This window comes from Micromonospora sp. WMMD714 (assembly GCF_029581315.1).
Lineage (GTDB): Bacteria > Actinomycetota > Actinomycetes > Mycobacteriales > Micromonosporaceae > Micromonospora > Micromonospora rifamycinica.
Map to the genome: position 1 here is coordinate 5,329,240 of NZ_CP120744.1, position 26,293 is coordinate 5,355,532.

Annotated in this window: 26 protein-coding genes; 17 read left to right on the forward strand and 9 right to left on the reverse strand. The window is 74.6% G+C overall.

What is annotated here, in order from left to right:
* Positions 1-18 precede the first annotated feature (18 nt).
* Positions 19-1,467 (forward strand): cryptochrome/photolyase family protein, encoded by a 1,449-nt coding sequence (locus tag O7625_RS22745; RefSeq protein ID WP_282341342.1) that lies wholly within the window; start codon positions 19-21, stop codon positions 1,465-1,467.
* A gap of 18 nt (positions 1,468-1,485) precedes the next feature.
* Here O7625_RS22745 and O7625_RS22750 read toward each other — a convergent pair whose 3' ends face one another.
* Both O7625_RS22750 and O7625_RS22755 read right to left on the reverse strand, forming a co-directional pair.
* Positions 1,486-2,385, reverse strand: a complete 900-nt coding sequence (locus O7625_RS22750; RefSeq protein ID WP_282341346.1) for an SDR family NAD(P)-dependent oxidoreductase — start codon at positions 2,383-2,385, stop codon at positions 1,486-1,488.
* A complete protein-coding gene (locus tag O7625_RS22755; protein WP_282341348.1) occupies positions 2,378-3,904 on the reverse strand; it encodes an NAD(P)/FAD-dependent oxidoreductase in 1,527 nt (508 codons plus the stop codon). The genes O7625_RS22750 and O7625_RS22755 overlap by 8 nt, the downstream gene beginning before the upstream one ends.
* 214 nt (positions 3,905-4,118) lie before the next feature.
* Between O7625_RS22755 and O7625_RS22760 the strand changes: the two genes are divergently transcribed.
* The gene (locus O7625_RS22760; protein WP_282341350.1) at positions 4,119-4,994 is read left to right on the forward strand and encodes a pentapeptide repeat-containing protein; all 876 of its coding nucleotides are present in this window, start codon (positions 4,119-4,121) and stop codon (positions 4,992-4,994) included.
* A 155-nt stretch (positions 4,995-5,149) separates the two neighbouring features.
* The gene (locus tag O7625_RS22765; protein ID WP_067314719.1) at positions 5,150-5,401 is read left to right on the forward strand and encodes a hypothetical protein; all 252 of its coding nucleotides are present in this window, start codon (positions 5,150-5,152) and stop codon (positions 5,399-5,401) included.
* Positions 5,402-5,447: 46 nt separating this feature from the next.
* Here O7625_RS22765 and rnhA read toward each other — a convergent pair whose 3' ends face one another.
* Positions 5,448-5,924 carry a ribonuclease HI gene (gene rnhA / locus O7625_RS22770; RefSeq protein ID WP_282341352.1) on the reverse strand — a complete coding sequence of 159 codons (477 nt, stop codon included), beginning with the start codon at positions 5,922-5,924 and terminating at the stop codon, positions 5,448-5,450.
* Between the two features lie 146 nt (positions 5,925-6,070).
* On the opposite strand from rnhA, the gene O7625_RS22775 reads away from it, so the two are divergent.
* Positions 6,071-7,177 (forward strand): serine hydrolase domain-containing protein, encoded by a 1,107-nt coding sequence (locus O7625_RS22775; protein WP_282341353.1) that lies wholly within the window; start codon positions 6,071-6,073, stop codon positions 7,175-7,177.
* 43 nt (positions 7,178-7,220) lie between these two features.
* Here O7625_RS22775 and O7625_RS22780 read toward each other — a convergent pair whose 3' ends face one another.
* A complete protein-coding gene (locus tag O7625_RS22780; protein ID WP_282341355.1) occupies positions 7,221-8,408 on the reverse strand; it encodes a lycopene cyclase family protein in 1,188 nt (395 codons plus the stop codon).
* A 174-nt stretch (positions 8,409-8,582) separates the two neighbouring features.
* Between O7625_RS22780 and O7625_RS22785 the strand changes: the two genes are divergently transcribed.
* The 5 genes from O7625_RS22785 to O7625_RS22805 all read left to right on the forward strand — a co-directional run bounded on the left by O7625_RS22785 (position 8,583) and on the right by O7625_RS22805 (position 12,860).
* Positions 8,583-9,680, forward strand: a complete 1,098-nt coding sequence (locus tag O7625_RS22785; RefSeq protein WP_282341357.1) for a serpin family protein — start codon at positions 8,583-8,585, stop codon at positions 9,678-9,680.
* Positions 9,681-9,779: 99 nt separating this feature from the next.
* On the forward strand, positions 9,780-10,637 hold the full coding sequence (locus O7625_RS22790) for a class I SAM-dependent methyltransferase (protein ID WP_282341358.1): 858 nt from the start codon (positions 9,780-9,782) through the stop codon (positions 10,635-10,637).
* A gap of 402 nt (positions 10,638-11,039) precedes the next feature.
* The gene (locus O7625_RS22795; RefSeq protein WP_089003891.1) at positions 11,040-11,528 is read left to right on the forward strand and encodes a hypothetical protein; all 489 of its coding nucleotides are present in this window, start codon (positions 11,040-11,042) and stop codon (positions 11,526-11,528) included.
* A 138-nt stretch (positions 11,529-11,666) separates the two neighbouring features.
* Positions 11,667-12,299, forward strand: coding sequence for a class F sortase (locus O7625_RS22800; RefSeq protein WP_282341362.1), 633 nt, complete (start codon positions 11,667-11,669; stop codon positions 12,297-12,299).
* Positions 12,300-12,437: 138 nt separating this feature from the next.
* Complete coding sequence (locus O7625_RS22805; RefSeq protein ID WP_282341364.1) at positions 12,438-12,860, forward strand: YchJ family metal-binding protein; 423 nt, start codon at positions 12,438-12,440, stop codon at positions 12,858-12,860.
* A gap of 141 nt (positions 12,861-13,001) precedes the next feature.
* Here the strand turns inward: O7625_RS22805 and O7625_RS22810 are convergent, their stop codons facing one another.
* Together O7625_RS22810 and O7625_RS22815 are read right to left on the reverse strand one after the other, a co-directional pair.
* On the reverse strand, positions 13,002-14,069 hold the full coding sequence (locus tag O7625_RS22810) for a hypothetical protein (RefSeq protein ID WP_282341365.1): 1,068 nt from the start codon (positions 14,067-14,069) through the stop codon (positions 13,002-13,004).
* 72 nt (positions 14,070-14,141) lie between these two features.
* Positions 14,142-15,764: a serine/threonine-protein kinase gene (locus O7625_RS22815; protein ID WP_282341367.1), complete on the reverse strand. Its 1,623-nt coding sequence runs from the start codon at positions 15,762-15,764 to the stop codon at positions 14,142-14,144.
* A 274-nt stretch (positions 15,765-16,038) separates the two neighbouring features.
* Between O7625_RS22815 and pip the strand changes: the two genes are divergently transcribed.
* From pip to O7625_RS22830, 3 genes are all read left to right on the forward strand, one after another.
* Positions 16,039-16,992 (forward strand): prolyl aminopeptidase, encoded by a 954-nt coding sequence (gene pip, locus O7625_RS22820; RefSeq protein ID WP_282341369.1) that lies wholly within the window; start codon positions 16,039-16,041, stop codon positions 16,990-16,992.
* Positions 16,993-17,199: 207 nt separating this feature from the next.
* Positions 17,200-18,399, forward strand: a complete 1,200-nt coding sequence (locus O7625_RS22825) for an N-acetylmuramoyl-L-alanine amidase (RefSeq protein WP_282341371.1) — start codon at positions 17,200-17,202, stop codon at positions 18,397-18,399.
* Positions 18,400-18,457: 58 nt separating this feature from the next.
* On the forward strand, positions 18,458-20,062 hold the full coding sequence (locus O7625_RS22830; protein ID WP_282341373.1) for an FMN-binding glutamate synthase family protein: 1,605 nt from the start codon (positions 18,458-18,460) through the stop codon (positions 20,060-20,062).
* Between the two features lie 61 nt (positions 20,063-20,123).
* Here the strand turns inward: O7625_RS22830 and O7625_RS22835 are convergent, their stop codons facing one another.
* Positions 20,124-21,608, reverse strand: coding sequence for an SDR family NAD(P)-dependent oxidoreductase (locus O7625_RS22835; RefSeq protein WP_282341375.1), 1,485 nt, complete (start codon positions 21,606-21,608; stop codon positions 20,124-20,126).
* Between the two features lie 298 nt (positions 21,609-21,906).
* Between O7625_RS22835 and O7625_RS22840 the strand changes: the two genes are divergently transcribed.
* From O7625_RS22840 to O7625_RS22855, 4 genes are read left to right on the forward strand one after another with little or no spacing between them, the layout of a single operon-like run.
* The gene (locus O7625_RS22840; RefSeq protein ID WP_282341377.1) at positions 21,907-22,308 is read left to right on the forward strand and encodes a YbaB/EbfC family DNA-binding protein; all 402 of its coding nucleotides are present in this window, start codon (positions 21,907-21,909) and stop codon (positions 22,306-22,308) included.
* Positions 22,295-22,615, forward strand: a complete 321-nt coding sequence (locus tag O7625_RS22845; RefSeq protein ID WP_282341379.1) for a type VII secretion target — start codon at positions 22,295-22,297, stop codon at positions 22,613-22,615. The genes O7625_RS22840 and O7625_RS22845 overlap by 14 nt, the downstream gene beginning before the upstream one ends.
* Positions 22,612-23,757: a WXG100 family type VII secretion target gene (locus O7625_RS22850; protein WP_282341381.1), complete on the forward strand. Its 1,146-nt coding sequence runs from the start codon at positions 22,612-22,614 to the stop codon at positions 23,755-23,757. The genes O7625_RS22845 and O7625_RS22850 overlap by 4 nt, the downstream gene beginning before the upstream one ends.
* A complete protein-coding gene (locus O7625_RS22855; protein WP_282341383.1) occupies positions 23,757-24,041 on the forward strand; it encodes a hypothetical protein in 285 nt (94 codons plus the stop codon). The genes O7625_RS22850 and O7625_RS22855 overlap by 1 nt, the downstream gene beginning before the upstream one ends.
* A 48-nt stretch (positions 24,042-24,089) precedes the next feature.
* On the opposite strand, the gene O7625_RS22860 is transcribed toward O7625_RS22855, so the two are convergent.
* Both O7625_RS22860 and O7625_RS22865 read right to left on the reverse strand, forming a co-directional pair.
* The gene (locus O7625_RS22860) at positions 24,090-25,118 is read right to left on the reverse strand and encodes a hypothetical protein (protein ID WP_282341385.1); all 1,029 of its coding nucleotides are present in this window, start codon (positions 25,116-25,118) and stop codon (positions 24,090-24,092) included.
* Positions 25,115-25,249 (reverse strand): hypothetical protein, encoded by a 135-nt coding sequence (locus tag O7625_RS22865; RefSeq protein WP_282341387.1) that lies wholly within the window; start codon positions 25,247-25,249, stop codon positions 25,115-25,117. The genes O7625_RS22860 and O7625_RS22865 overlap by 4 nt, the downstream gene beginning before the upstream one ends.
* A gap of 217 nt (positions 25,250-25,466) precedes the next feature.
* Here O7625_RS22865 and O7625_RS22870 point away from each other — a divergent pair, with 217 nt between their 5' ends.
* Complete coding sequence (locus tag O7625_RS22870) at positions 25,467-26,198, forward strand: hypothetical protein (RefSeq protein WP_282341388.1); 732 nt, start codon at positions 25,467-25,469, stop codon at positions 26,196-26,198.
* Positions 26,199-26,293 lie beyond the last annotated feature (95 nt).

Below are 26,293 nucleotides of genomic sequence, written 5' to 3' on the forward strand. Positions count from 1 at the left end.
ACTGGGCACAATCGACCCATGTCTCCCCGCCGGTGGCTGCTCGCCGACCAACTCGGGCCGCACTTCCTGGACGACGACCGCCAACCGGTGCTGCTGGTCGAGGTCAGCGAGCTGTTCCGGCGGCGGCGGCTGCACCGGCAGAAGGCGCACCTCATCCTCAGCGCCCTGCGCCACCGCGCCGCCGAACTCGGCGACCGGGCGGTGCTGCTGCGTGCCGGCACGTTCCGCGACGCCCTGGCGTCGGTCGACGGCCCGGTCGAGGTCTGCCACCCGACCACCCGGGCGACCCTCGACTTCGTCCGGTCCGTCCCCGGGCTGACCGTCCTGCCGCCCCGGGGTTTCATCACCGACCGGGCCGACTTCGCGGGCTGGGCCGACCGGCCCCGGCGCGGACAGCTCCGGATGGTCGACTTCTACCGGTGGGCCACCCGGCGGCACGGGGTGCTCACCGGGCCGGCGCCGGCCGGACGTGAGGACGTCACCCCCACCGGCCGTACCCTGGACGTTCCGCCCCCGCCGCCGGTCGTCGAGGACGACATCGACGCCGAGGTCCGCGCCGACCTGGACCGGTGGGAACGCGACGGGGTCCGGTTCGTCGGCCGGGACGCCCCCCGCACCCACCCGGCCAGCCACGCCGAGGCGGCGCAACGGCTCGACCACTTCCTGCGGCACCGGTTGCCCGAGTTCGGCCGCTACGGGGACGTGATGAGCGCCGAGGACCCGGTCCTGGCGCACGGCCTGCTCTCCTCCTCGTTCAACCTCGGGCTACTCGAACCGGGGGTGGCCGTGCGCGGCGCGGAGGCGGCGTGGCGGGCCGGCGACGCCCCGCTGTCCTCGGTGGAGGCGTTCGTCCGGGGGGTGCTCGGCTGGCGGGAGTTCCTCTGGCAGCTCCACTGGTACGCCGAGCCGCCCCGCCCGGGCCTCGACCGGCTCGCCGCGACCGAGCCGCTGCCGCAGTGGTTCGTCGACCTGGACGCCGACGCGGTGGAGGCGCGCTGCCTCGCCGACGTGCTCGCCGGGGTCCGCGACCGGGGCTGGGCGCACCACGCCCAACGGCTGCTGGTGCTCGGCAACTACGCGTTGCAGCGGGGCTGGCGGCCGACCGAGCTGGTCGACTGGTTCCAGCGCAGCTTCGTCGACGGCACCGGGTGGATCATGAACACCACCGTGCTCGGCCTGAGCCAGCACGCCGCGCTCGCCCGGGTGGACACCCGACCGTACGCCGTGGACGGGCGGTACATCGACGAGATCAGCGACTACTGCACCGGCTGCCGCTACCGGCCGGACCGGGAACTCGGCGACGACGCCTGCCCGTACACCGGTGGTTTCGCCGCGTTCCTGCACCGCAACCGGGAGACGCTGGGCGCCGATCCGCGGCTGGCCGCCGAACTGGCCGCCCGGGACGACCCGGAGCACCGGGAGGCGGTGCTGGCCCAGGAGGAGAAGCGAGGCAGCAGCGCACCCTGACCCCTCCCGGCGGACCGCTCAGGCGACCTCCCCGGTGGGCAGCTCGGCGGCGGCCGGCGCACGGGTGGCCGGGGCCGGCCGGGCCGGGCCGCCCGCGAGGCGGATCCCGACGGCGAGCAGCCGGCCGTAGGAGCCCGGCGCGGCCCGGGCCAGCAGATCGGGCAGCACCGCCGACCAGCCGATCAACACCCGGCCGCGCCGCCGCCGCACCCCGCGCAGGATCACCTCGGCGGCCCGCTCGGGCGGGATGGACAGCAGCCTCTCGAACTGCCGCCGCGCCGCCTCGAACTCCTCCCGGGCCACCCCACTGCCGATCCGCGCGTGCGCGGCGATCCGGGTGGCCACCCCACCCGGGTGCACCGAGGTCACCCCGATCCCCTCGTCGACCAGCTCGTGCCGCAGCGCCTCGGTGAAACCCCGCAGGGCGAACTTGCTGGCCGCGTAGGCGGTCTGCCCGGCCGGGGCGATCAGGCCGAACAGGCTGGAGACGTTGACCACGTGCGCGCCCGGCTCGGCCCGCAACGCCGGCAGCAACGCGTGGGTGAGCTGCACCGGAGCCCGGAAGTTGACGTCGACGACCCAGTGGAACTCGTCCACGGTGATCTCGTCGAACCGGCCACCGAGGGCCACCCCGGCATTGTTGACCAGCAACCGGATCCGGGGATGCCGGGCCCGGATCTCCTCGGCCACCCGGGCGGTGGCGCACAGGTCGGCCAGATCGACCAGCCGGGTCTCGACCCGGCGGGCCGGGTGGGCGGCCCGGACCGTGGCGGCCACCGCGTCGAGCCGGTCGGCGTCGCGGTCGAGCAGGACCAGGTCGCTGCCCCGGCGGGCCAGCCCACGGGCCAGCGCCTCGCCGATGCCGCTCGCGGCGCCGGTGACCACGGCGGTCCCGGCGGTGAAGTCGAAGCTACGCACGCGGGTCTCCTTGCTGCGGGGGGCGGGACGAATGTCGTGCCGGCTCAGCCGGCCGGGCCCCGGCGGTCGCCCGGGAGAAGCGCACCCCCTCGTCGACGAGCCGGCCGTGCCGCATCAGCAGCACGTCCCGGGGGTAGTTCTGATGCAGCCGCCACGGCGCCCGCGCCCCCTGCCGGGGCAGCGTGTGCAGGCTGCGCAGCACGTACCCGGACCGCAGGTCGATCAGCGGCGACAGCTCGCCGTCGGGCGGCGCGACCGGGGTGACCACCTGCTGGCCGGTGGCGTCCAGGTGGCGCAGCAGCCGGCAGACGTAGCTGGCGACCAGGTCGGCCTTCAACGTCCAGGAGGCGTTGGTGTAGCCGATGGTCAACGCGAAGTTCGGCACCCCGGAGAGCATCATCCCCTTGTACGCCACCGTCCGGCCCAGATCGACGTCGGCGCCGTCCACGGTCAGGGTCATCCCCCCGAGGGCCAGCAGCCGCAGCCCGGTGGCGGTGACCACCACGTCGGCGGCCAGCTCCTCGCCGGAGCCGAGCCGGACACCGTCGGGGGTGAACGTCTCGACGGTGTCGGTGACCACCGAGGCCCAGCCGGCGGCCAGGGCCGCGAACAGGTCACCGTCGGGGGCCACACAGAGCCGCTGGTCCCAGGGGTCGTAGCGGGGCGAGAAGTGCCGGTCCACGTCGTAACCGGCCGGCAGCCGCCGCCGCGCCGCCCGGAGCAGGAACGACCGCGCCAGCCCCGGCGCCCGCCGGCTGAGCCGGTAGCTGACCGCCCCGGACAGCACGTTCTTGCCCCGCACCACCGGGTACGCCAGCCGGGCCGGCAACCATCGGCGCAGCGCGTCGGCCAGCCGGTCCCGGGACGGCAACGCGAGGACGTACGTGGGGGAACGCTGGAGCATCGTCACGTGTCCGGCCCGCTGCGCCAGCGTCGGCACCAGGGTCACCGCCGTGGCGCCACTGCCGATCACCACCACCCGCCGGCCGGTGACGTCGAGGTCGGCGGGCCAGTGCTGTGGGTGCACCACCCGCCCCGCATACCGCTCGACGCCGGGGAAGTCCGGCGTGTACCCCGCGTCGTACCGGTAGTAGCCGGTGCAGGCGTAGAGGAAGTCGCAGGTCAGCACCACCTCCTCGGCGGTGTCCTCGCGGCGTGCGTGAACCGTCCACCGGGCGGTGGCGCTGTCCCACCCGGCGCGCAGCACCCGGTGGCGGAACCGGATGTGCTCCTCGACGCCGTACCGGCGGGCGGTGTCCCGGACGTAGCGGCGGATGGCGTCGCCGTCGGCGATGGCCTTCGGGTCGGTCCACGGCGCGAACGAGTAGCCGAGGGTGAACATGTCCGAGTCGGAGCGGATGCCCGGATAGCGGAACAGGTCCCAGGTGCCGCCGATCGCCCCGCGCGCCTCGAACACCGCGTACGTCCTGCCCGGACAGTCGCGCCGCAGGTGGCAGGCGGCCCCGACACCGGAGAGCCCCGCACCGACGATGAGCACGTCGACATGCTCGGTGGCCATCGCATCCTCCGGGTCCGCGGCGGTGACCGGACCATACCCCGCGCCGCGCGTGCCCCGCACCCGTCCCGACCGGTGCCTCCCTCCCCACCCGGGCCAGCACCGGGAACCCGGGCGACGGCACCGGCACCGGGCGGCGGACAATGGCCGCGGGCACCCGTCCGGGGCCACCGCCCGGCACCGGACCCGACGACAGAACGGGGAGACGACGGACACCATGGCGGAAACCACCGGGTTACGCGGCGACTGCGCCCGCTGCGTCGGGCTGTGCTGCGTCGCCCCCGCCTTCGCCGCCTCCGCCGACTTCGCCCAGCACAAACCCGCCGGTCGCCCCTGCCCCCACCTACGCACCGACTCCCGCTGCGGCATCCACGACGAGCTACGGGAACGCGGCTACCCCGGCTGCGTCGTGTTCGACTGCTTCGGCGCCGGCCAACGGGTCAGCCAGGTCACCTACCCCGGGCGGGACTGGCGCGACGACCCGGACACCGCCGCCGGCATGTTCGCCGCCTTCACCGTCGCCCGGCCCCTGCACGAACTGCTCTGGTACCTCACCGAGGCGCTGGCCCTCACCCCACCCGGCCCGCTACGCGACGCGCTGCACGCCGCCCGGGACGCCACCGACACCCTGGCCGCCGGCACCCCCGAGGAGCTGGCCGCAGTCGACGTGGACGCCCACCGGGGCCGGGTCAACCCGCTGCTCTCCGCGGCCAGCGACACCGCCCGCGCCGGCACCGGCGGGGCCGACCGGCGGGGCGCGATGCTGCTCGGCGCCGACCTGCGCGGCGCGGACCTCACCGGCGCGAACCTGCGCGGCGCCTGCCTGGTCGGGGCCGACCTGCGCGGAGCGGACCTGCGCCGCGCCGACGTCACGGGGGTCGACCTGCGCGGGGCCGACCTACGCGGGGCCGACCTGTCCAGCACCCTGTTCCTGCACCAGTCCCAGCTCGACGCGGCCCGTGGCGACCGGCGCACCGCCCTCCCCGGCACGCTGCGACACCCCGGGCACTGGACCGGGCTGACCCTCACCCCGGTCCGGCCGCCCGCCGCCCGCCCCACCGGCACCACCCGTCGCCGCCGGCCGCGCCGCTGACCTCGGCGCACGCCGCCGGGCCGGCGACACGACCCGCCGACCCGACGCCGGTGGAACGACCCAGCGGGCTGGCCCACGACACCACCCGCCGACCCGGTGGCCGCCCGGCGCGGTGCGCGGGTTTGCGGCGCGGCCTGGCGGGCAGGAAGACGGCTATGACCGAGCAACCGCGCACCGACCGGGCCGACACCGACGAGCCGGACGGCGTGCCGGCGTACGAGGCGTCGCTGCGCCCACCGGGTGAATCGCTGGGCGACGGCGGGGACACCGGCGACGACTTCGCCGACCTGCCCGCCGAGGAGCATCTGTCGGCCCGGGACACCAGCCGCGCCGGCTACGACGTGACAGCGGTCTCCGGCGCGGGCGACCCCGCCGAGGAGGAGGCGGCCCACCCGCCCACCGAGTAGCCCGTGCCACCGCCCCGGTGCCGGTCGGCGACGGTACGGACCGCCCTCAGCGGGCCGCGCCGGCCGCCGACCGCGCCTGGGTCATCCCCCGGTTGGCCAGCGCGTCGGCACGCTCGTTCTCCGGGTGACCGCTGTGGCCCTTCACCCAGTGCCAGCTCACCTCGTGCCGGGCGCACGCCGCCGCCAACCGCTGCCACAGGTCGGCGTTCTTCACCGGCTGCCGGGCCGCGGTACGCCAACCGTTGCGCTGCCACCCCGCCAGCCAGCCGGTGATGCCGTTGCGGACGTACGTGCTGTCGGTGTGCAGCCGCACGGTGGCCGGCCGGGTCAACGCCTCCAGCGCCTCGATCGCGGCGGTCAGCTCCATCCGGTTGTTGGTCGTCGCGCCGGCCTCACCACCGCACAACTCCCGCTCGTGCCCGCCGTAGCGCAGCAGCACACCCCACCCGCCCGGCCCGGGATTGCCGCTGCACGCCCCGTCGGTCCAGATCTCCACGGCCCTGCCGGCCGCCGCGTCCACCATGCCGCCGAACCTACCGGGGCCGGGGCACACCGGCTCCACCGCCGGCTGCGGCGGGTCGCGGCGGCCCCGGCGGTCGTCGCGCCGGTCCCGGCCGGGCGGAGAAACCGGCGGCGGCATCCGGCGGCGCTCTGGCAGAGTGCACCACCATGACCGACACCGGGGCAGGGCTACGGGCCGAGGTACGCAGCACCATCGACGCGCTGGTCGACTCGGGCCGGGAGGCCGGCGTGCAGGTGGCGGCCTACCGGCACGGCCGGCTGATCGTCAACGAGACCGCCGGGACCGCCGACACCGCCACCGGACGACCGCTGACCGCCGACACCCCGATCTTCAGCGCCTCCACCGGCAAGAGCCTGACCAGCACCGTGGTGCACGTGCTCGCCGAACAGGGCCGGCTCGACTACGACCTGCGCCTCGCCGACGTCTGGCCGGAGTTCGCCCGGCACGGCAAGCACACCGTCACCCTGCGGCACGTGCTCACCCACACCGCCGGGGTGCCGGCCCTGCCCGCCGACGTCACCCCGGCCGACTTCACCGACTGGGACCGGATGTGCGCCATGATCGCCGACGCGGTGCCCCGCTGGGCGCCCGGCGAACAGATCGCCTACCACGCCTGGACGTACGGCTGGCTGGTCGGCGAGGTGGTCCGCCGGGTCACCGGCCGACGGATCTCCACTGTGCTGGCCGAGGAGGTGGCCGCCCCGCTGGGCGTACCCGGAGAGCTGTTCCTCGGGGTGCCCGAGGCGGACCTGCCCCGGCTGGCCACCCTGGAGGACCACGGCCTGGCCGACCTGATGCGGTTCGCCTCCGCCAACCTGCCGCACTTCGACGCCGTCGCCCCACCCGCCGTCCGGCCCGACGGCGCCATCGGCAGCCGACCGGAGGTGCTCCGCGCCGACGTGCCCGCCGTGGGCACCCTCACCGCACGGGCCGCCGCCCGGATGTTCGCCGCGCTCATCGGCGAGGTCGACGGGGTACGCCTGGTCTCCGACCAGCGGCTGCGCCAGCTCGGCACGGTGGCCGTCCGGGGCGTCGAATGGGTGTTCGGCCAGGAGACCGCCTACGGTCTGGGCTACGCGATCGACGACGACGGCTCATTCGGCACCTCCGGCAGCGGCGGCAGCCTCGCCTACGCGTACCCCGGACTGGGTCTGACCGTGGCGGCGACCCGCAACCGGCTCGGCGCGAACGACGGCGACCCGATGGAGGGCCTGCGGGTGCTGATCCGCGACACGGTGCGCGCCGCGGTCTGAGACACGGGGCGCGCTGCGGTCTGACCGGCGCGGGGCGACCCGCTCAGCGCCGGGGCCACCGGGCGCGCAGCCGGCCGGTGGCGTCGCCCCACACCGCCGCGGTCATCGGCAGCAGCGGACTGGACCGCATCACCGCCAGGTCCTCCACCGGGCCGGTCGCCCCGTCGAGGAAACGCAGCACCCGCGACGCCGGGTTCCGGTCGAAGAGCCGGTCGAAGAACTCCGGACCGCCGACCGCGCCGGAGTCCCACGCCCGTAACGCCACCGCGTCCATCCACCGGTGCCGCCCCGGGTACGCCGGCCGGGGCACCGGCGGCCGACCGGCCGCCAGGGCGGCGGCGACCTGCCCGGCCTGCCGGTGCATGGCCGAGAAGGTGAACCCGGTCGATGGTCGGGTCGCCCCACCAGCGGTGCCCAGTCGTACCACCCGGGGCGACGGCCGCCGCTGGAACGGCGCGTCGGTCATCGGGATCACCCCGTCCTCGACCTCCCGCACCCGCAACGCGGCCAGGTCCACCCCGAGCAGCCCCGCGTAACCGCGCAGCCCGGCGTCGTACTCCGCGTCGGAGAGCACCGCCGGGGAGAACTCGGTGTACTCGACCAGGGCGAACCGGTCACTGACCGGCAGCACGTAGCCGAACGACACCCCCCGGGCCGGTTGCGGGGTGCGGAAGTCCATCAGCACCGCCCGCCCCGGATCGAACACCGGCGTCGGCGACTCCAGCCACCAGCCCCGGAAGTGCTGCAACCAGGAGGTCCGGCCGGGTCGGCGGGGCGGGCGGGGACGCGAGTCCAGCACCCAGCCGGCCCGCAGCACCACCCGGCCGTCGGTGTCCCGCACGGTCACCGCCGTGCCGTCGTCGTCGAGCGCCCCCACCGCCGCGTCGTACCGGGTCGCGCCGAGCCGCAGCTCCGCCTCGGCGGCCCGCTCGTACAGCGGCGCGGAACGCAGCATCGCGTACCGCAGCGGGGTCAGGTCCAGCACCCGGGCGGCGGCCGGCGTGGTCACCTCCACCCGCGACCAGCTCGCGCTGAGCATCGGCTCCAGGTCGCCACCGGGGGTGCCCCAGAACGCCCAGGTGCGGTCCTGTCCCCGCTTGCGCACCGGGTCCACCACGGCGACCCGCAGGCCCGGTGGCGCGTGCCGGGCCAGCGCGGCGAGCACCAGCGAACCGGCCCCACCACCACCGACGACGGCCAGGTCCACGTCGACCGGTACGCGCACGCTCACCCGGTCACGCTGTCACACCACCGGACACCACCGGCGCGGACCCCACCCCACCGGCCGGACCACCCGTCTGCCACGGCCGGGCGGCACCCCCACCGGGAAGCCACCGGACGGCGGCCCGCCCCTCCGTGGACGGCACCGGACGGCGGCACGTCGATCCGGGTACCCTGCCGCCCCATGAGCCCGCCCGCCAACGTCCTCACCGCCCGCTGGGCGTCCCGCCTGGACGACCGGCAGACCGTCCTGTCCGGTGCCGGGGTGTACCCGCTGCTCGCCCTGCTCGCCGGGTACGCGACCGGACCGGCCCGCGACGAGCTGCGCGCCGTCGCCCCCACCCCGCAGCCTCCGGTCGACTCCCCCACCACCCGGCTGGCCACCGGCTTCTGGTCCCGCGCCGGCCTGCCGCTCGGGCAGCGGTGGCGCACCGAGCTGGACGCCTCGATCCGGGGCGAGCTGACCGGCGACCCGGCGGTCGACCAGCCGCTGCTCGACCGGTGGGCGCACCGGCACACCGACGGCCTGATCGACCGGATGCCGCTGCAGACCGGGCCGGGCACCGCGTTGGTGCTGGCCAACGCGTTGACCGTGCTGGTCGACTGGGCCATCCCGTTCCGGCCGGCCCGGTCCGAGCCGACGACCGGGCCGTGGCGGGGCCGCCGGCTCGCCGGCCTGCACCGACCCGGCGGGGATCCGGCCGCGCTCCAGGTGGCCGACACCGGCATCGGCCCGGTCAGCCTGCTCACCGTCACCGGGACGGCCGACGTCGACGTGCTGCTCGTCCTCGGCCCGACCGGGCAGCCGCCGACCCGGGTGCTACCGGCCGCGCTCGGCGCCCTCGACCACCCCGCGACGCTGCCCCCGGCGGTCGGACCCGGCGTCAGCGAGGAGACCGTCGAGGCGTCCGACGACCGGCCCGAACTGCTGGTACGTACCGTCGGGTTCACCGTGACCGGCAACCACGACCTGCTGCACCACGCCGACCTGTTCGGCCTGGCCACCGCCGCCCGCGACGGCGACCACTTCCCCGACGTCAGTCCCCGGCTGTCCGTCTCGGCCGCCCGGCAGAGCGCCATGGCCGAGTTCACCGCCACCGGCCTGCGCGCCGCAGCGGTCACCGCGATCAGTCTGCGGGCCGGTGGCGCGGCGCCCCGTGCCACGGTCCGCCGCCGACGCTGGTGCTTCGACGTGGACCGGCCGTTCGGCTTCCTCGCCGTGCACCGCCCCACCGGTCTGGTGCTGGTCGCCGGCTGGGTGACCGACCCCACGCCGGGCTGAGCCACCCCCGGCGGCCGGTCACCCGGCGGGCCGGCCACCGGGTCGCGGTGACCGCGAATTGCCGTTGAACGGGCACCCGACATCTGGCACGGTCACCCGGTGACCGACGACGACCAGGGCGAGCACCGGCCCGACCCCGACTACCGCGCGCTCAACCGGGCCAACTGGGACGACCGGGCCGCCGCGCACGCCGCCTCGCCCGACTACGCCGTGGACCGGTTCGCCGCCGACCCGGCGTACCTCAGCGAGGTGGTCCGGTTCGACCTGCCCCGCCTGGGCGAGGTGGCCGGGCTGCGCGGTGTGCACCTGCAGTGCCACATCGGCACCGACACCGTGTCGCTGCACCGCCTCGGCGCGCGGATGACCGGACTGGACTTCTCCGGCGAATCCCTCGCCCAGGCCCGGTCGCTGGCCGCCCGCACCGACGCGGCCGTCGACTTCGTCCAGGCCGACGTCTACGACGCGTCCGACGTCCTCGGCGCGGGCGGTTTCGACCTGGTCTACACCGGCATCGGCGCGCTGTGCTGGCTACCGGACGTCCGCCGCTGGGCCGGCGTGGTGGCCGCCCTGCTGCGCCCCGGTGGGCGGTTGTTCCTGCGCGAGGGGCACCCGATGCTGTGGGCGCTGGACGAGACCCGCCCCGACGGCCTGCTGGCGGTGGAACACCCGTACTTCGAGCGGGCCGAGCCGCTGGTGTGGGAGGGCGACGGCACCTACGTGAGCACCGAGGCGACCTTCACCCACACCACCACCCACGAGTGGAACCACGGTCTCGGTGAGGTGGTCACCGCCCTGCTCGACGCGGGGTTGGAGCTGACCATGCTGCGCGAGCACGACAGCGCCCCCTGGGACGCCGTTCCGGGGCGGCAGGTCCGCGACGAGCACGGCGAATGGCGACTGGTGGACCGTCCGTGGCGGCTCCCCCAGACGTACACCCTCCAGGCCCGCCGCCGCTGACCCCTGCGGGCCGGGCGCTTCCGCCCGGCGGTGGTCGTCCGGTCGGGCCGGTGGTGACGGGACCGGCCCGACCGGTGATCGGCGTCGCGTGCTGCGATGGGGCGCACCTCGCGTAAGGCATCCTAGGAGGCTGGGTTGTCGGGGTGAGCGGCGGGCCGGACCCCGGCGCAGCTTTCCGGACGATCCGGCCACGGCGTCGAATGGTCCGGTGTCCGTCCTGTCCGGGCGTTTCCACCAGTCGGCGGCGCGAGGGAAAACACGTGACGGCAACGAAGATTTCTCATTCTGCCCGGCAGGAGGGGCCAACCCTCCTAGTGTTGGGCACACCGGTGCTAGTTACGGAGTTGGCCACCCGAACGACGTCCCACGCAGACAGCGGACGAAAAGTGAGGGAAGACGCGTATGAAGGCACAGAAGGTTCTCGTATCGACGGCGCTCGGCGTGGGACTCGGCACGCTCCTGCTCCCGACGGCCGCGCTCGCGGACACCACGGTGTCGCCGGCCTCCACCCCGGTCGGCGGGACGGTCGTGCTCACCGCGACCACCTGCAATCCGACGTCGGGTGACGTGATCTTCCGGGTCACCGGCCCGGACCGGGACCAGAACGTCCGCTCCACCACCGCCGCCGCGGGCGGCGGGCTGAGCGCCGAACTCTTCACCGCCGGCTTCACCCTGGGCACCTACACCGTCGCGGCCACCTGCGGCGACGGCAGCTCCGCGGGCAGCGCCACCTTCGCCGTCACGCCGATCGGCGCGGCGCCCGCCGGTGCGGGCGGGGGCAGCGACAACACCGGCCTCCTGGCCGCCGGTGGCGCGCTCGCCGGCGCGGCCGCGCTCGGCGCGACCGTCCTGTTGCGCCGCCGACGCCGGGCGGCGTCCACCGTCGCCTGACCGCGCCGTCGGCGCCGACGACCCGGCCGGGGCCGGCGTCGCCCGACGACGAGACACACCATCCCGGGGACGGGTGCCCGCACCGGCACGGACCGGTACGGGCACCCCGACCACATCGGACGTCGGGGAGGACGGGCGATGGGCGTACGCGAACGGGCGGCCCGGACCCGCACCGCCATCGCGGCGGTCGCGGTCAGCGGCACCACCGGGATCGCCCTGCTCGCCGCCGGACTGACCGTCGGTCCGGTCGGGCCACCGCAGCCGAGCATCGACGTCAGCGGCGGCAACGGCAGCCGCTCGCCGATCCCGGCACTCCCCCGCTCCACCCCGGTACGCCTCGACATCCCGGCCATCGGGGTACACGCCGACCTGGTGCCGGTGGCCGGTGACCCGAACGGCGTCCTCGAGGTGCCGCCCCTGGACCGCCCCGCCGTCGCCGGCTGGTACCGCCCCGGCGTCAGCCCCGGCGAGGCGGGCAACGCCGTCCTCGTCGGACACGTCGACACCCGGGAGGGGCCGGCGGTCTTCTTCGCGCTCGGCCGGCTGCGCCCCGGCGACGCCGTCCGGGTCACCCGCGCCGACGGGCGGACGGTCACCTTCGCCGTCGACGGGGTCGGGGCGTACCCGAAGCCGAGTTTCCCCACCGGGCTGGTCTACGGTCCGGGCGGACCGGGACCGGCGTTGCGGCTGGTCACCTGCGGCGGGCGGTTCGACGAGCGGTCCCGCGACTACTCCGACAACATCGTCGTACGGGCCACCGCCGTCGGCTGACCGACGCCGCCGCACCGCCGTCGCGACCGCGCCGGTGGCCTTCCCGACCGTGCCTGCGCACGACCGGCGGGCCGGCCCGGCCCCGGGGCCGGGGCCGGGCCGGTCGGCGGTCCCGGGGCATCCGGCAGGATGGACACCGTGGCGAAGTCTGCACCCCGCCGACGTGGCGGCTCCCGACCGGCCTGCCCGTGCGGCACCGGCCTGCCGTACCCCGACTGCTGCGGGCCGCTGCACCGGGGCGAGGGCACGGCCGGTACGGCCGAGGCGCTGATGCGGTCCCGGTTCAGCGCCTTCGCCGTCGGCGATCCCGACTACCTGCTGCGCAGCTGGCACTCCAGCACCCGGCCGGCGCGGCTGCGACTCGACCCCGGCCAACGGTGGATCCGGCTGGAGATCGTCGACCGCACCGGCGGTGGTCTACTCGACAGCGCCGGCACGGTGGCGTTCCGCGCCCACTACCGGGATGCCGGGCGGCCCGGGACGGTGGACGAGCACAGCCGGTTCGTCCGGGAGGACGGCACCTGGGTCTACCTCGACGCGCTACCCGACGGACCCGGTTAGCCTCCGGCGGTACGGCACGTACCAACCGCCGGGAACGCCACCATGTGCCAGCCGGTGGCGGCCACCAGCGCGTACCCGCCGGTCGGTGCGTGCCGCCTCGGCGAAGCCGACGCGCAGGCTCCCCCACCGACCCGGCGGCCGTCAGCGTCGGGGCGGTTCGGGGTCCAGCGGCGGGATGACCATGGTGGCCTCGCTGTCGGCAGTGGATCCGTCCACCGGCCCGGTCTGCCGCGGGACCACGACCCCCGGCGCGGTGACCGGGCCGACCGGCGGGTCGGTGATGTCCCGGTCCACGGGCGGGGTCGCGGCGGCCGGACGGGACACCACCTGGGTCTGCTCCGCCTCGTCGGCACGGGGCAGGACCTGGGTGAGTTCCGCCTCGTCGGGCCGGGGCACCACCTGGGTCCGCTCGGCGTCGTCGTCCAGCGCCGTCGGGGCGGGCACCCCGGCAGTGGGCGACGCGGCGGGTCCGGCCGGCGGCTGCGGGCTCAGCCGGGCCTCGACGTCGCGCCGACCCGCCTGGTAGGCCCGGGCGTGGGCGGCGATGGTGCGGGACTCCTGCTCGGCCCGGGTCAGCCAGGACTCCCAGCGGGCCTGCATCGGGCGGATCAACCCGCCGCCGACCCCGACGACGAGGATGCCGCCCACGGTGGCGAGGACGGCGACCAGCACCGGCGTGGTGACCGCAGTGGCGACGCCGATCTGGTTGAGCGCGGCGATGACCCCCAGCCCGAGGATGAACACCGAGGCGATGTTGGCCAGCACCCGACCGTAGGACAGGCCGCCCAGCGCGCTGCTGATGATGTCCTTGACCGCGTTGGCGATCGCGGCGGCGACCACCACGATCACGATCGCCACGAAGGCGCGCGGCAGCCAGGCGATCACCCCGGCGATGAGGTCGGAGATCGGGTTGGGGCCCCAGATACCGAAGGCGAGTTGCAGGGTCACCAGCAGGACCCCGTAGTAGGCGAGCTTGGCGACGATGTCGCTGGCGTCGTAGCGGGAGCGGGCCAGGGCGGTCTTGATGCCGCCCCGCTCGACCGCCCGGTCGAAGTGCACCCGTTCCAGCACCTTGTCGACGATCTTGCGGACCGCCTTGGCGACCAGCCAGCCCGCCACCAGGATCGCCACGAAGGCGACCGCCTTGGGCAGGAAGAGCAGTACCGCCCGCACCGCGTCACCCACCGCGTCGCCGAAGTCGTCAGTCATCCGTCGTCCTCCACCGTCAGCTCGGCCGACCCCCGAAGCTACCCGCGGCCGGGACGCCGGAAACCCCGGCCGTCAGCCCGACGTACAGGTGGACAGCAGCGACACCACGATCGGGCCGGCCGGCGCGGAGGCGTTGCCGGCGTCGTCGACGGCGATGACCTCGACCGGAATCCTGGTCACCGACGGGGGCACCGGCAGGTCACCGAGGGTGCCCCGGAAGGTCTCCGGGCCGGTCTGGTCCATGGCGACCGTGCGGACCACCCCGTCGAGGGTGTAGCGGAACACCACCCGGAGCAGGTCACCGCCGGCCCGGTCGTCGACCACCGTGGCGGTGACCGTGGTCGACGTGACGGTCTCGGGGCAGCCCTTCGGCTCCACGACGGCCGAGCTGGCGTCCACGGCGGACACCGTGGGCGCGAACACGTCGGGGGGCAGCAGCGGGCTGACGGGCGTCGCCGGTGGGGTGGGGCCCGGGGTGCGTACCCGGGTGGTGGTCGCGGCGGCGGGCCGGGTCGGGGCGGCGGTGGGCGCCGGGCCGGTGGTGGTCGCCGCCGGGGTCGGGTGGCGGCTCGGCTCCGCGGGCACGACGGTGATCGCCGGCGCGGCGGCGAGCGGGGCCGCGCTCCGGGTGGCGGCGGCGGTCGCCCCCGGCACCGCGGCGCCGTCGGCGACGGTGAGCGGCCCGGGTCGGCGGGCCGCGTAGGTCACCCCGACGACGCCGGTCAGCAGGACCGCGGTCAGCCCCACCCCGACCAGGGCACTGCGGGTGCCGCCCCGACGGGTGGCGTGGGGTCGGGTCGCGACGCTGACGGCGGCGGGCACCGGGACGCCGTCGGGGAAGGGGAGGGACGCGGCGAACAGCGCGACCCGCTCGGCCAGCTGACGCCGCCCACGCTCCGCCCAGTCCCCGCCGTACGACCGGGCGGCGGTGTGGTCCAGCTCGGCGAGGAAGATCTCGGCGGGCTGGGGCCGGTCGGCCGGGCACCAGGCCAGCCCGTGGCGGAGCAGGTCGTGCAGTGGCGCGGGGGTCGGCCCGGCCGGCACCGGCGCGGCGGCGTGCTGGGCGCGCAGGGTGGCCGCGTCCGGGGCGTCGTAGGGTGCCCGCCCGGTGAGGCACTCGAAGAAGGTCGCGGTGGCGGCGTAGATGTCACCGGCCGGCTCGGCGGGCGCGCCGGTCCACTGCTCGGGGGTCAGCCGGCGCGGGACACCGGGGCCGTCGCCGGTGGGCGGGGTGACGCCGAAGTCGGTGAGCTTGGTCCACCCGTCCACCCCGACCAGGACGTTCTCCGGGCGGTGGTCGCGGTGCACCACGCCCCGGGCGTGCGCGGCGGCGAGCCCGGCGAGGGAACCCCTGAGGACGCGGAGCGCGGCCTCCGGCCCGAGGGGGCCGTGTGCACGCAGCAGGTGGCGTAGCGACACCCCGTTGACGAGCTCGGTCACGATCGCCGCGGCGGCGTGCGCCTCGGCGTACTCGAAGAGGCGGCAGACGTGCGGGTCGTCCACGTCGACCAGCAGCCGCGCCTGCTCCCGGAAGGCCATCCGGAAGGCCGGGTCGTCGCCGAGGGCGTCGGGCAGGTACCGGATGACGACCGGGGTGCCGGTGGCGTCGTGGGTGGCGAGCAGCACCCGGCCGGACGCGCCCGCGCCGAGCTGCCGTACCGGGGTGTAGCCGGACAACCGCCAGTCGCCGGTCACCCGCCGGCCTTTCCGGTCCGCCGGGACTGGTCACAGGTCAGGGCCACACTGATCATTCTTACCCGGGGCGAGCTGCGGTCCATCGGCGCAACGGTTGTTTCCTCGCGTCCGGACGTCCGTCCCCGGAGATTAGTTCCGGTCACCCGGGTGCCGTCGACGGCCGCCCGACGCCCCGGCGGTCGGGCCGCCGCCGGCCCGGTGGGCGGCGACGCGGTGACCCGCCCGGCCGTAAGGTGTCGGTGCCGTCGTATCTCACGCCCCGGGGAGGCCACCGATGGACGAGCGGTACCCGCCGATCGAGCCGTACGACCACGGCCTGCTCGACGTCGGCGACGGCAACCGGGTCTACTGGGAGGTGTGCGGCAACCCCGACGGTCGGCCCGCGCTGGTCGTCCACGGTGGACCGGGCTCGGGCTGCGGCCCGTGGCCGCGACGGCACTTCGATCCGGCCCGCTACCGGGTGGTCCTGTTCGACCAGCGCAACTGCGGGCGCAGCACCCCGCACGCCGCCGACCCGGCCACCGACCTGCGGCACAACACCACCGAGCACCTGATCGCCGACATGGAGCGGCTGCGGGAGCACCTGGGTGTCGACCGGTGGCTGCTGCACGGCGGTTCGTGGGGCTCCACGCTGCTGCTGGCGTACGCGCAACGGCATCCGGAGCGGGTCTCCGCGATCGTCATCGCCGCCGTCACCACCACCCGCCGGTCGGAGATCGACTGGCTCTACCGGGGCGCGGGCCGGTACTTCCCCCGCGAGTGGGAACGGTTCCTCGCCGGGGGCGGCGTCGGGCCGGACGACGACGTGGTGGGCGCGTACGCCCGGCTGGTGGAGGACCCGGACCCGACGGTACGCGACCGCGCCGTGCTGGACTGGTGCGCCTGGGAGGACGCGCTGGTCTCCACCGAGGGGGTGGGCAACCCGTACGGCGACCGGCCGTCGGCGGACCGGATCGCCATGGTCCGGATCTGCGTCCGCTACTTCTCGCACGGGGCCTGGCTGACCGAGGGCGCCCTGATCCGCGACGCCGGCCGGCTGGCCGGAATCCCGGGCGTGTTGATCCACGGCCGGCTGGACCTGGGCAGTCCCCCGGTCACCGCGTGGCAGCTGCACCGGGCGTGGCCGGGCTCGCGGCTGCACCTGGTCGAGGAGGCGGGCCACTTCGGCACCGCGGCGACCCGCCGGCACCTGCTGGCCGCCCTCGACCACTTCGCCACCACCGACTGAGCCACCGGGCAGCCGGGCCACCGGGCAGCCGGGCAGCCGGGCAGCCGGCGGCGGGACAGCCGGAGGGCAAGCGGCGGGCGGCCAGGCAGCCGGCGGGCGGGGCCGGCGGCACAGGCCGAACGGGGACGGGATCGAGGGCGGGACACGACATCGATCAATGCCGCCCCCTAGCGCCGACCGCCGCGGTGACAATATCCTCCACTGCACGTGCAGCTGTCGGAGATCGTCTTCACGTTCGTCGGCAGCGCCGCCGCCGGTCGCCGAGGAGCCGCCATGTCCGCCGTACGCCCCGCACTCGACCGCCGTACCCTGCTGCGGGCCGGCCTCGGCGCGGCCACCGTCGCGGTCGTCGGGTCGGAGCTGGCCCTTCCGTCCGCCGCCGCGGCCGCTCCCGACGCCGACCTGGACTGGATCATCGACTGCGCCGGATGGGGCGCGCGGCCACCGGCCGACCCGCTGTCGGTCAGCACGATCCCGACCAACAAGATCATCGTGCACCACATGGCCTTCCCGAACGTCACCGACCAGTCCCGGGAGCAGGCGGTCAAGCTGGCCCACGACTGCCAGGACCTGCACATGGACGGCAACGGCTGGTCCGACACCGGGCAGCACTTCACCGTCAGCCGGGGCGGGTACGTCCTGGAGGGACGGCACGGCAGCCTGGACCGGCTGCGGGCCGGTGACCGGCAGATGGTCTCGGCGCACTGCCCCGGCGAGAACGGCCGGGCCATCGGCATCGAGAACGAGGGCACCTACGTCACCGACACCCCGCCGCAGGAGCTGCTCGACGCGCTGGTCAGGCTCTGCACCACCGTCTGCCGGCAGTACGGGCTGCACGCCCACGACATCTTCGGCCACTGGGACTTCCGCACCACCCTCTGCCCCGGCGCGCAGTTCTACCGGCTCTTCCCCGGGGTGCGTCGACAGGTCTTCCGCCGGCTCGGCACCCGGTTGACCGACGTGCCGGCCCGCCGCTGGCCCGACCTGTGGCGCTTCGTCAGCTCCCCCGCCGTCCAGGTCGCCCAGTACCTGCTGGCCTACCGGGGCTACCCGGTCACCCCGAACGGCACCTTCGACGCCGCCACCATCGCCGCGATCGCCGACTGGCAGGCCCGCAACGGCATCCCGGTCGACGTCGACGCCACCCTGACCGGCCCCACCTGGGAGGCCCTCGTCCCGGAGCTGGACGGGAACGCCACCGGGCTGCCGGTGCAGGCGGTGCAGTTCATCCTGAACTGGAAGGGCTACGCCGAGGTCACCGTCACCGGCAGTTACGATCACGCCACCCGTCGGGCGGTGCAGGACCTCCAGACGTTGCACGGGCTGCCCCGCACCGGCCGGATCCCCACCAGCACCTGGTGCGCCCTGGTCGGCGGCGTGGTCCGACAGTCGTTCCAGCACCGCTGAACCACCGCCGCGCGGGCGGGCCGTTTGGGCGGCGGCGGTAACGGGGAGTGTGGCCGGCATGAAGTGGGCCAGCCGCACCGTACCCGTGATCGCCGCCGCCGTCGCCGGCCTCGCCGCCCGTGACGTCCTCCAGCGCGACCACGCGCTGCTCCGCAACTTCCCGCTGGTGGGACGCGCCCGCTACCTGCTGGAGGCGATCGGGCCGGAGCTGCGGCAGTACATCGTGGCCGGCAACGACGAGGAGCGGCCGTTCACCCGGGACCAGCGGCGGTGGATCTACGCCTCGGCCAAGCAGGAGAACAACTACTTCGGCTTCGGCACCGACAACGACATCGAACGCAGCCCCGGCTACCCGATCATCAAACACCGCACCTTCGCCCGGACCGTCCCGTCGTCGGTGCCGACCGCCGGGCACGACGTGCGGCTGCCGGCGGCGAAGGTGCTCGGCGGGGCACGCGGCCGGGCCAGGGCGTTCCGCCCGGCGTCGGTGGTCAACATCTCCGGGATGAGCTTCGGTTCGCTGTCCGGCAACGCGGTGAGCGCCCTGAACCAGGGGGCCGCGCTGGCCGGCTGCCTGCAGAACACCGGCGAGGGCGGGCTGTCGCCGTACCACCGGCACGGCGGGGAGCTGGTCTTCCAGCTCGGTACGGCGTACTTCGGCTGCCGGGACGCCCGGGGAAGGTTCGACCTCGCCCGGCTGCGCGACCTGGTCGCCGGCGCGCCGGTGCGCGCCCTGGAGATCAAGCTCAGCCAGGGCGCGAAGCCCAGCCTGGGCGGGCTGCTGCCGGGGGCGAAGGTGTCCGCCGAGATCGCCGCGACCCGGGGCATCGAGCCGGGCCGGGACTGTGTGAGCCCGTCCCGGCACGCCGAGTTCTCCGACTGCGACAGCCTGCTCGACTGGGTGGAGCTGCTGGCCGCCGAGACCGGGCTGCCGGTCGGGATCAAGTCCGCGGTCGGCGACCTGGGCTTCTGGGAGGAGCTGACCACGCTGATGCGGGACACCGGGCGGGGCGTCGACTTCGTCACCGTGGACGGCGGCGAGGGCGGCACCGGCGCCGCGCCGCTGATCTTCACCGACTCGGTGTCGCTGCCCTTCCAGCAGGGCTTCGCCCGGGTCTACCGGACCTTCGCCGAGCGGGGACTGCACGAACAGACCGTCTTCGTCGGCGCGGGCAAGCTGGGCCTGCCCGACAACGCGGTGGTGGCGTTCGCGCTCGGCTGCGACCTGGTCAACGTGGGTCGGGAGGCGATGCTGGCGATCGGCTGCATCCAGGCTCAGAAGTGCCACACCGACACCTGCCCGACCGGCGTGGCCACCCAGAACGCCTGGCTGGCCCGGGGCCTGGACCCGGCCCGCAAGTCGGTGCGGGCGGCGAACTACATCGGCACCCTGCGCCGGGACCTGGTGAAGGTCGCCGAGGCGTGCGGGGTGGAGCATCCGGGGCTGATCGACACCGACGCGGTCGAGATCCTCGACGGCCGGACCTCCGCCCGGCCGCTGCGGAAGGTCTACGGCTACCGGCCGCAGTGGGGGCTGCCGTCGGCGGCCGACCGGGCGGAGATCGCCCGGCTGATGGCCGGCGAGGCACCGGAGGGCGGCAGCGCCCTGCCCTCGGCCACCGCGCAGGGTCGAGCCGAGCCCGGCGGACCCGCCCGACACTGACCGGCCGGCCCCCTCGACCGACGACCGGCGGCGGGGTGGCCCGCCACCCCGCCGGCCCCGGTCACCAGGCGCAGGGGGCGTAGTCCTTGAGGAAGCAGCCGTACAGCTCCTCGCCCCGCTCGCCCCGGACGATCGGGTCGTACACCCGGGCCGCGCCGTCGACCAGGTCCAGCGGGGCGTGGAAACCCTCGTCGGCGAGGCGCATCTTCGTCGGGTGCGGGCGCTCGTCGGTGATCCAGCCGGTGTCGACGCTGGTCATCAGGATGCCGTCGGCCCGCATGTCCTCGGCGCTGGTGCGGGTCAGCATGTTCAGCGCCGCCTTGGCCATGTTGGTGTGCGGGTGTCCCGCCCCCTTGTAGCCCCGGGCGAACTGCCCCTCCATCGCCGAGACGTTCACCACGTACGCCCGCCCGGTCGGGGCCGCGGCGAGCGCCGGCCGGAGCTGGCTGACCAGCACGAACGGGGCGGTCACGTTGCAGAGCTGCACCTCGAGCAGCTCGACCGGGTCGACCTCGTGCACCCGCTGCACCCAGCTGTTGGTGTCCCCGAGGTCGGGGGCGAGCCCACCGGCGTCCACGGCGGTGGCGGCGGCGATCCGCTCCGGCGTGGCGGACCGGCCGGTCAGCGCCAGCGCGGTGAGGGCGTGCGGGGCGATGGTGGGGGCCGGCAGGGTGCCGTCCGGCAGCGCCAGGGTGACGCCCCGGCCGCCGGTGAAGGTGAGCAGCTCCGGCAGCGGCCCCTCGGGCAGCGCCACGGCCTCGGCGGCGACCAGGTGGGCGTACGCGCCGGGGGTGCGGCGTACCGTCTGCGCGGCGTTGTTGATCAGGATGTCGAGCGGACCCTGCGCGGCCACCGCGTCGGCCAGCGCCACCACCTGGGCGGGGTCACGCAGGTCGATGCCGACGACCCGCAGCCGGTGCAGCCAGTCGGCGCTGTCCGGCATGGCGGTGAACCGGCGGACCGCGTCGTGCGGGAACCGGGTGGTGATCGTGGTGTGCGCGCCGTCGCGCAGCAGCCGCAGCGCGATGTACATGCCGATCTTGGCGCGGCCGCCGGTGAGCAGTGCCCGCCGCCCGGTCAGGTCGCAGCGCGCGTCGCGGCGCTCCCGGTTGAGGGTGGCGCAGTCGGGGCAGAGCTGGTGGTAGAACGCGTCGACCTGGCGGTAGCGGGTCTTGCAGATGTAGCAGCCGCGCGGGTTGATCAGGGTGCCGGCGGAGTCACCGGCGGTCGGCGAGGCGAGCGGGATGCCCCTGGTCTCGTCGTCGATCCGGCCCGGTGCGCCGGTGGCGGTGGCGGCGGTGACCGCACGGTCGTGGGCGAGCACGGCCTCCCGCCGCTCCTCGCGTCGGCGCTGCTTCACCATCTTGAACAGGCGGGCGGTGGCCCGCTGCACCCGCACCACGTCCGGGTGGTCGCTGGGCAGCGACTCCAACGCCGCGAAGACGCGCAGCGCGACCGCCAACTCGTCCTGGTCGACCCCCGGGCCGCCGGCGTCGTGTCGCCGGCTGCCGGCGTCGCCCGGTTGTCCGCCGTTGTCCACCGTCATGTCCGCTATCGTCCCGCCCTGACGTCCGGGGCCGACCGCCGGCCCGACCCGGGAACTCTACGCACCCGGGCCGGACCGCCGCGACGTCCCGCCCCGGGCGACGGCGGTGAGCTGGGCCACCGCCGGCCCCGGGGCGACAGCGCCACGCAACATCGACTTTCATGAACACGGCGGGACACTGCGGCGAGTGACCGGTTGATAGCGTGTCGGTGATCACGGGTCTGCCGCCCGCTGACGCTCGGCGCTGCCGGGGCCGGTGTCGGCGCAGCCGTGGCCGATGCTCCCCGGGGAGGGTGGGATGTGGGCGGACGAGGCGGCGCTGGACGCGACGGCCCGTCGGCTGGACGAGTGGGAGTCGTCGTTCACCGACCGGGCGGAACGGGCGAGGCGGCTCGCGGCGCAGGTGCAGGCCCTGACCGGCACCGCCCGCAGTCCCGACCGGACCGTCGAGGTCACCGTCGACCCCACCGGCCTGCTGGTCGACCTGCGGCTGGACGAACAGACCCGGCAGCACAGCGCGGCCCACACCGCCCGGCAGATCATGACGACCAGCCGCGCCGCCCGCACCGACCTGCTGCGGCGGATCACCGAGGCCACCACCCGCATCCTCGGCCCCGACGACCCGACCGCCCAGGCGATCATCGAGTCGCACCGGCAGCGGCTCGACCCCGGCCAGGGCACCCCGGATGCCCACCGGTGACGGCATCCGGGTCGACCCGGACGACCTGACCACCCACGCCGCCCACCTGGACCGCTGCGCCGACAGCCTCGACACCGCCCGCCGCGCCGGCCAACACGTCCAGCTCGACGCCGACGCGTACGGGCAGCTCTGCGCGATCATGCCGATGCTGCTCGCCGGCCTCCAGCGGACCCTGGTCGACGGTGTCGACGCCGCCGCCGGATCGGTCCGCGACACCGCCGTGAGACTCCGGTCCGGCGCCGACGGCTACCGGGCCGCCGACGCCCACGCCGCCCGGCAGCTCGACCGGGTACGGGACCGCCGGTGACCGGCAACCCCCTGGTCGCCACCGCGTCGCCCGCCGGCCCCACCGCCTGGGCCGGGATCTGGATCGGCGAGGACATCGAACTCATCGCCCAGGGCATCCGCACCGGCAGCTGGATCGACGGCAGCCTCGGCGTGGTCAGCGCCGGCCTGGACGCCCTAGCTTTCGTCTCCGACCCGGTCGGCGCGCTGCTCCAGTACGGCATCGCCTGGCTCATCGAGCACGTCAGACCGCTCAGCGAGGCCCTGGACTGGCTCGCCGGTGACCCCGCGCAGATCACCGCGCACGCCCAGACCTGGCGCAACGTCGCCGCCTCCCTGCGCGCCGATGCCGCCGACCTGACCCACGCGGTCCGCACCGAGGTCGCCGGCTGGGGCGGCGACGCCGGCCCCGCCTACCGGGCCTGGGCCGCCGAGCAGCACCGGGCCGTCACCGCACTCGCCCAGGGCGCGGACACCCTCGCCGCCGCCACCGAGGGCGCCGCCGGCCTGGTCGCCGCCGTCCGGCTCCTCGTCCGCGACGCCATCGCCGCCTGCGTCTCCCGCCTCATCGTGTACGCGGGCGAACTGCTCGTCACCGGCGGGTTGGCGACCCCGCTGGTGGTGGAGCAGGTGACCACGCTGGTGGGGTCGTGGGCGGCCCGGATCGCGCGATTGCTGCGCGGGTTGCTGGCCAGCCTGCGACGGCTGCTGCCGGAACTCCGCCGCCTTGGTGACCTGATCGACGCGCTCAAGCAGGCCCTCAACCGGCTCCAGCGCGCCGGCCCCACTGCTGATGACCTCAATCGAGTACGAGGCAGAGGCCGTGGGCCCCGGATGCCGATGAGCCTGGAGTCGGTACAGGCGATAGCAACCAAATACGGTATCGAAGTTTCCGGCATTCGGTTCAGCATCAACAACCGGATCTCGGGCGTGTGCGGAGTGACTAGACCCGATCAATCGGTCATGCTCTGCCGCGAGGCGTTCCGCACCGAGGAGGATCTGGCCCGGACCCTTGAGCACGAGAGGTTTCACGTGTCGGAACTCCGGGAGGGGCGTCCCTACCCCACCACCCGTGACGAGGCCGACACCTTCGAGGACCGGGCGTACGCCCACGAAGATCGATGGTGGAACGACCATCCGGTCAGGCCCGAGGAAGGACGTTGATGGCAAGCTTCGACGAGTGGCTGGACGCGTATGATGTCGTGTACGGCGCCCTGCCGGCCTCCTCCAATCTTCCATGCCCGAACTGCAGCCATCAGACGCTGCGCCTGGTCTTCACCGCTTCTCCAGAGGCTCGACACGGCTACGCCTCCTTTTGGTGCGACACCTGTCTGGAGGGAATTCACCTGTCCAGAACATCCGTTCCGGACGGGGTCAGGGCGCTCTCCCTTGCCCTGCCCGCCGAGGAACGCAACCAGGGCATCCCCAACTACCGCCTCGTCACCTAGCGCCGGGAGACGGTCCACTCACCATCCGGTCGCCCGATAGACAGGGGATCATTGGGCATCCTCCCGCGTCGTACCAGAGGTGCCCGTGAAGCGGCTGGTCACGTCGTTTCCGTCGCGGAGGTAGTCGGCGAGCCTGATCCGTACGCCGGCCCGGACCACCTCGGTGCCCGCTCCGAACGTCTGCGGCATCCGCCGGGTACGCCACCAGCTCAGCGACTCCCCCGCCGCCCGTTTCTCCCGCTTGAGGTCCGCCTCCGCCTCGATGACGTCGGCGTGCCGCCCCTCGACGACCTCCACCACCTGGGCACCCGCCCGCAGGTGTTGCCGTACCCGATCAACGCCGCCGACGCCGAACTTCTGCAACCCGCCGTGCCGCACCAGATACAGCAGGTACGGCGTGTCGCGCAGTGCGGCGAAGGTCCGGTCCTCGGGCTCGGGTGGGCACCGGGGGCAACTGCGGTCGCGGAGGCGTTGCCACGAGTCGCAGCGCAGGTGCAGCCCCCAGGTGCCGTGGGAGAAGGATGCCTGCCGTTCGCCGTACCACGGTAGGCCGTGGACGTCGCCGACCAGCTCAGCCCAGCCGTCGCGGCGACGCCTGTCGAGTTCCGCGCCGAGCGCGAGCGCGGACTGGAACTCGGCGGCGGCCCGGGTGGGGATGGTGTCGGCGTCGGCCAGGCCGGCGAAGCGGCGTACCTGGTCCACGAGCTCCGGCTCGTCGGACAGTCGGGACAGCAGGCGTGCCCCGGCGGCGAGGCTCAGGCCGGCGGACCGCTCGTCCAGGCAGAGGTGGCACCGGGTCCGCCAGTTGGTGCGACAGACCCGGAGGCTGGCGCAGGTGCGGCACCGGTAGAGGTCGACGCTGCCGCCCGGCAGCAGGCCGAGCGGTTGCATCTGGTCGGCGACCAGGTCCGCGCACGGTCGGCAGTGGACGAACCAGGCGATGTCCGGGCCACGCTGGCGGGTGTTCGACCGACCGTCGACGATGCCGCCGCAGTTGACGCAGACACACTCCGTGGGTCGGCTGACCTTCGCCCTTCGCGTCGTCAGTCGCCGGCCGAGCGCAGGTAGCACCGTCACAGTTGTCGACGCTGCACGAGGCGGCTGGTGAGGAACGGGCTGGGCGTGCCGTGCCAGAACACCGCCAACTCGTCACGGAGGTACTGGGTGAGGGTCCGACGCAGGGTATCGGCGGCGATGGTCGGCCTCATGAGCGAATCACCCGAGGCATGCTACGTCAGCGTCCACTATGGCTACTCGATGTGTCGCCACTCCCTGACGTTCATGTCAGATTGATGACTCAACACCGCGATCTTCGACAGCTTGGATCGGCCGACTATCCGCCGTCAATCGTCAGGTCACCATCCGCCACACGGATCGCCTACCCTGCTATTGCCGCCCGCGTCCCTGACTCAGGGAGATACACCCATGCCGCAACCGACAGAGGCACCAGCCGAGCGTCCGCTCTGGACACGACCGGGCCTCGTCGTCAGCGTCGCAGTAGCGTTGGTCATCGGCATCGCAGGGATCGTCGTCACGGTGTCGACGCTCGACAGCGACAGCCGGGGCACGGTGAGCGCGCCCCCGTCGGCAAGATCTGGTTCAGGAATCAGTACGCCATCACTGGCAGCACCCACCGCGGTCCCGACCGTGGCACCCGACGATGTGCGGTGGGAATTGCTCGGCGCGCACCCTGTGCCGATCAGCGACAGCGCAGGCCCGACGCAGATCACCGCCACTACGGCCTCAGGCTTCACACATACCCCCGTTGGTGCCCTCATCGCCGCAGCACAGATCGCCATGAGGTGCGCCGGACCTCGCAGGTACTGGGAGCCCGCCATCGAGCGGCAGCTGGTGCCCAGCGCCGACCGTGAACGGCTCTTGGCGGCGATGGCAGCCGTGCGCGACGAGTCAATCGATTCTGCCGCCCAAAGCGATATCGCCGGATTCAGCTACCAGTCCTACACCCCGGACACCGCCGTGATCGGGCTGGTGCTCCGTGCACCATCGGCCGGAGCACCTCAGTTCCACGTCCTGTCGCTCACCCTGCTGTGGCGCGATGGAGACTGGCGCATGCAGGCACCACCCGGCGGTGCATGGATTTCCGTGAACCGCAGAACCAGCGACCTTACCGGCGTAGTCGAATGGGGCCCTCAGTAGCGCCCCGGACCCGTAGCTGACTCGATTCCCTCCATCGTCGGCCGTCGTCCCGAGAGAGCAGAGGGACCGGAAGGCTGCGTCCACGGCAAAGAGAC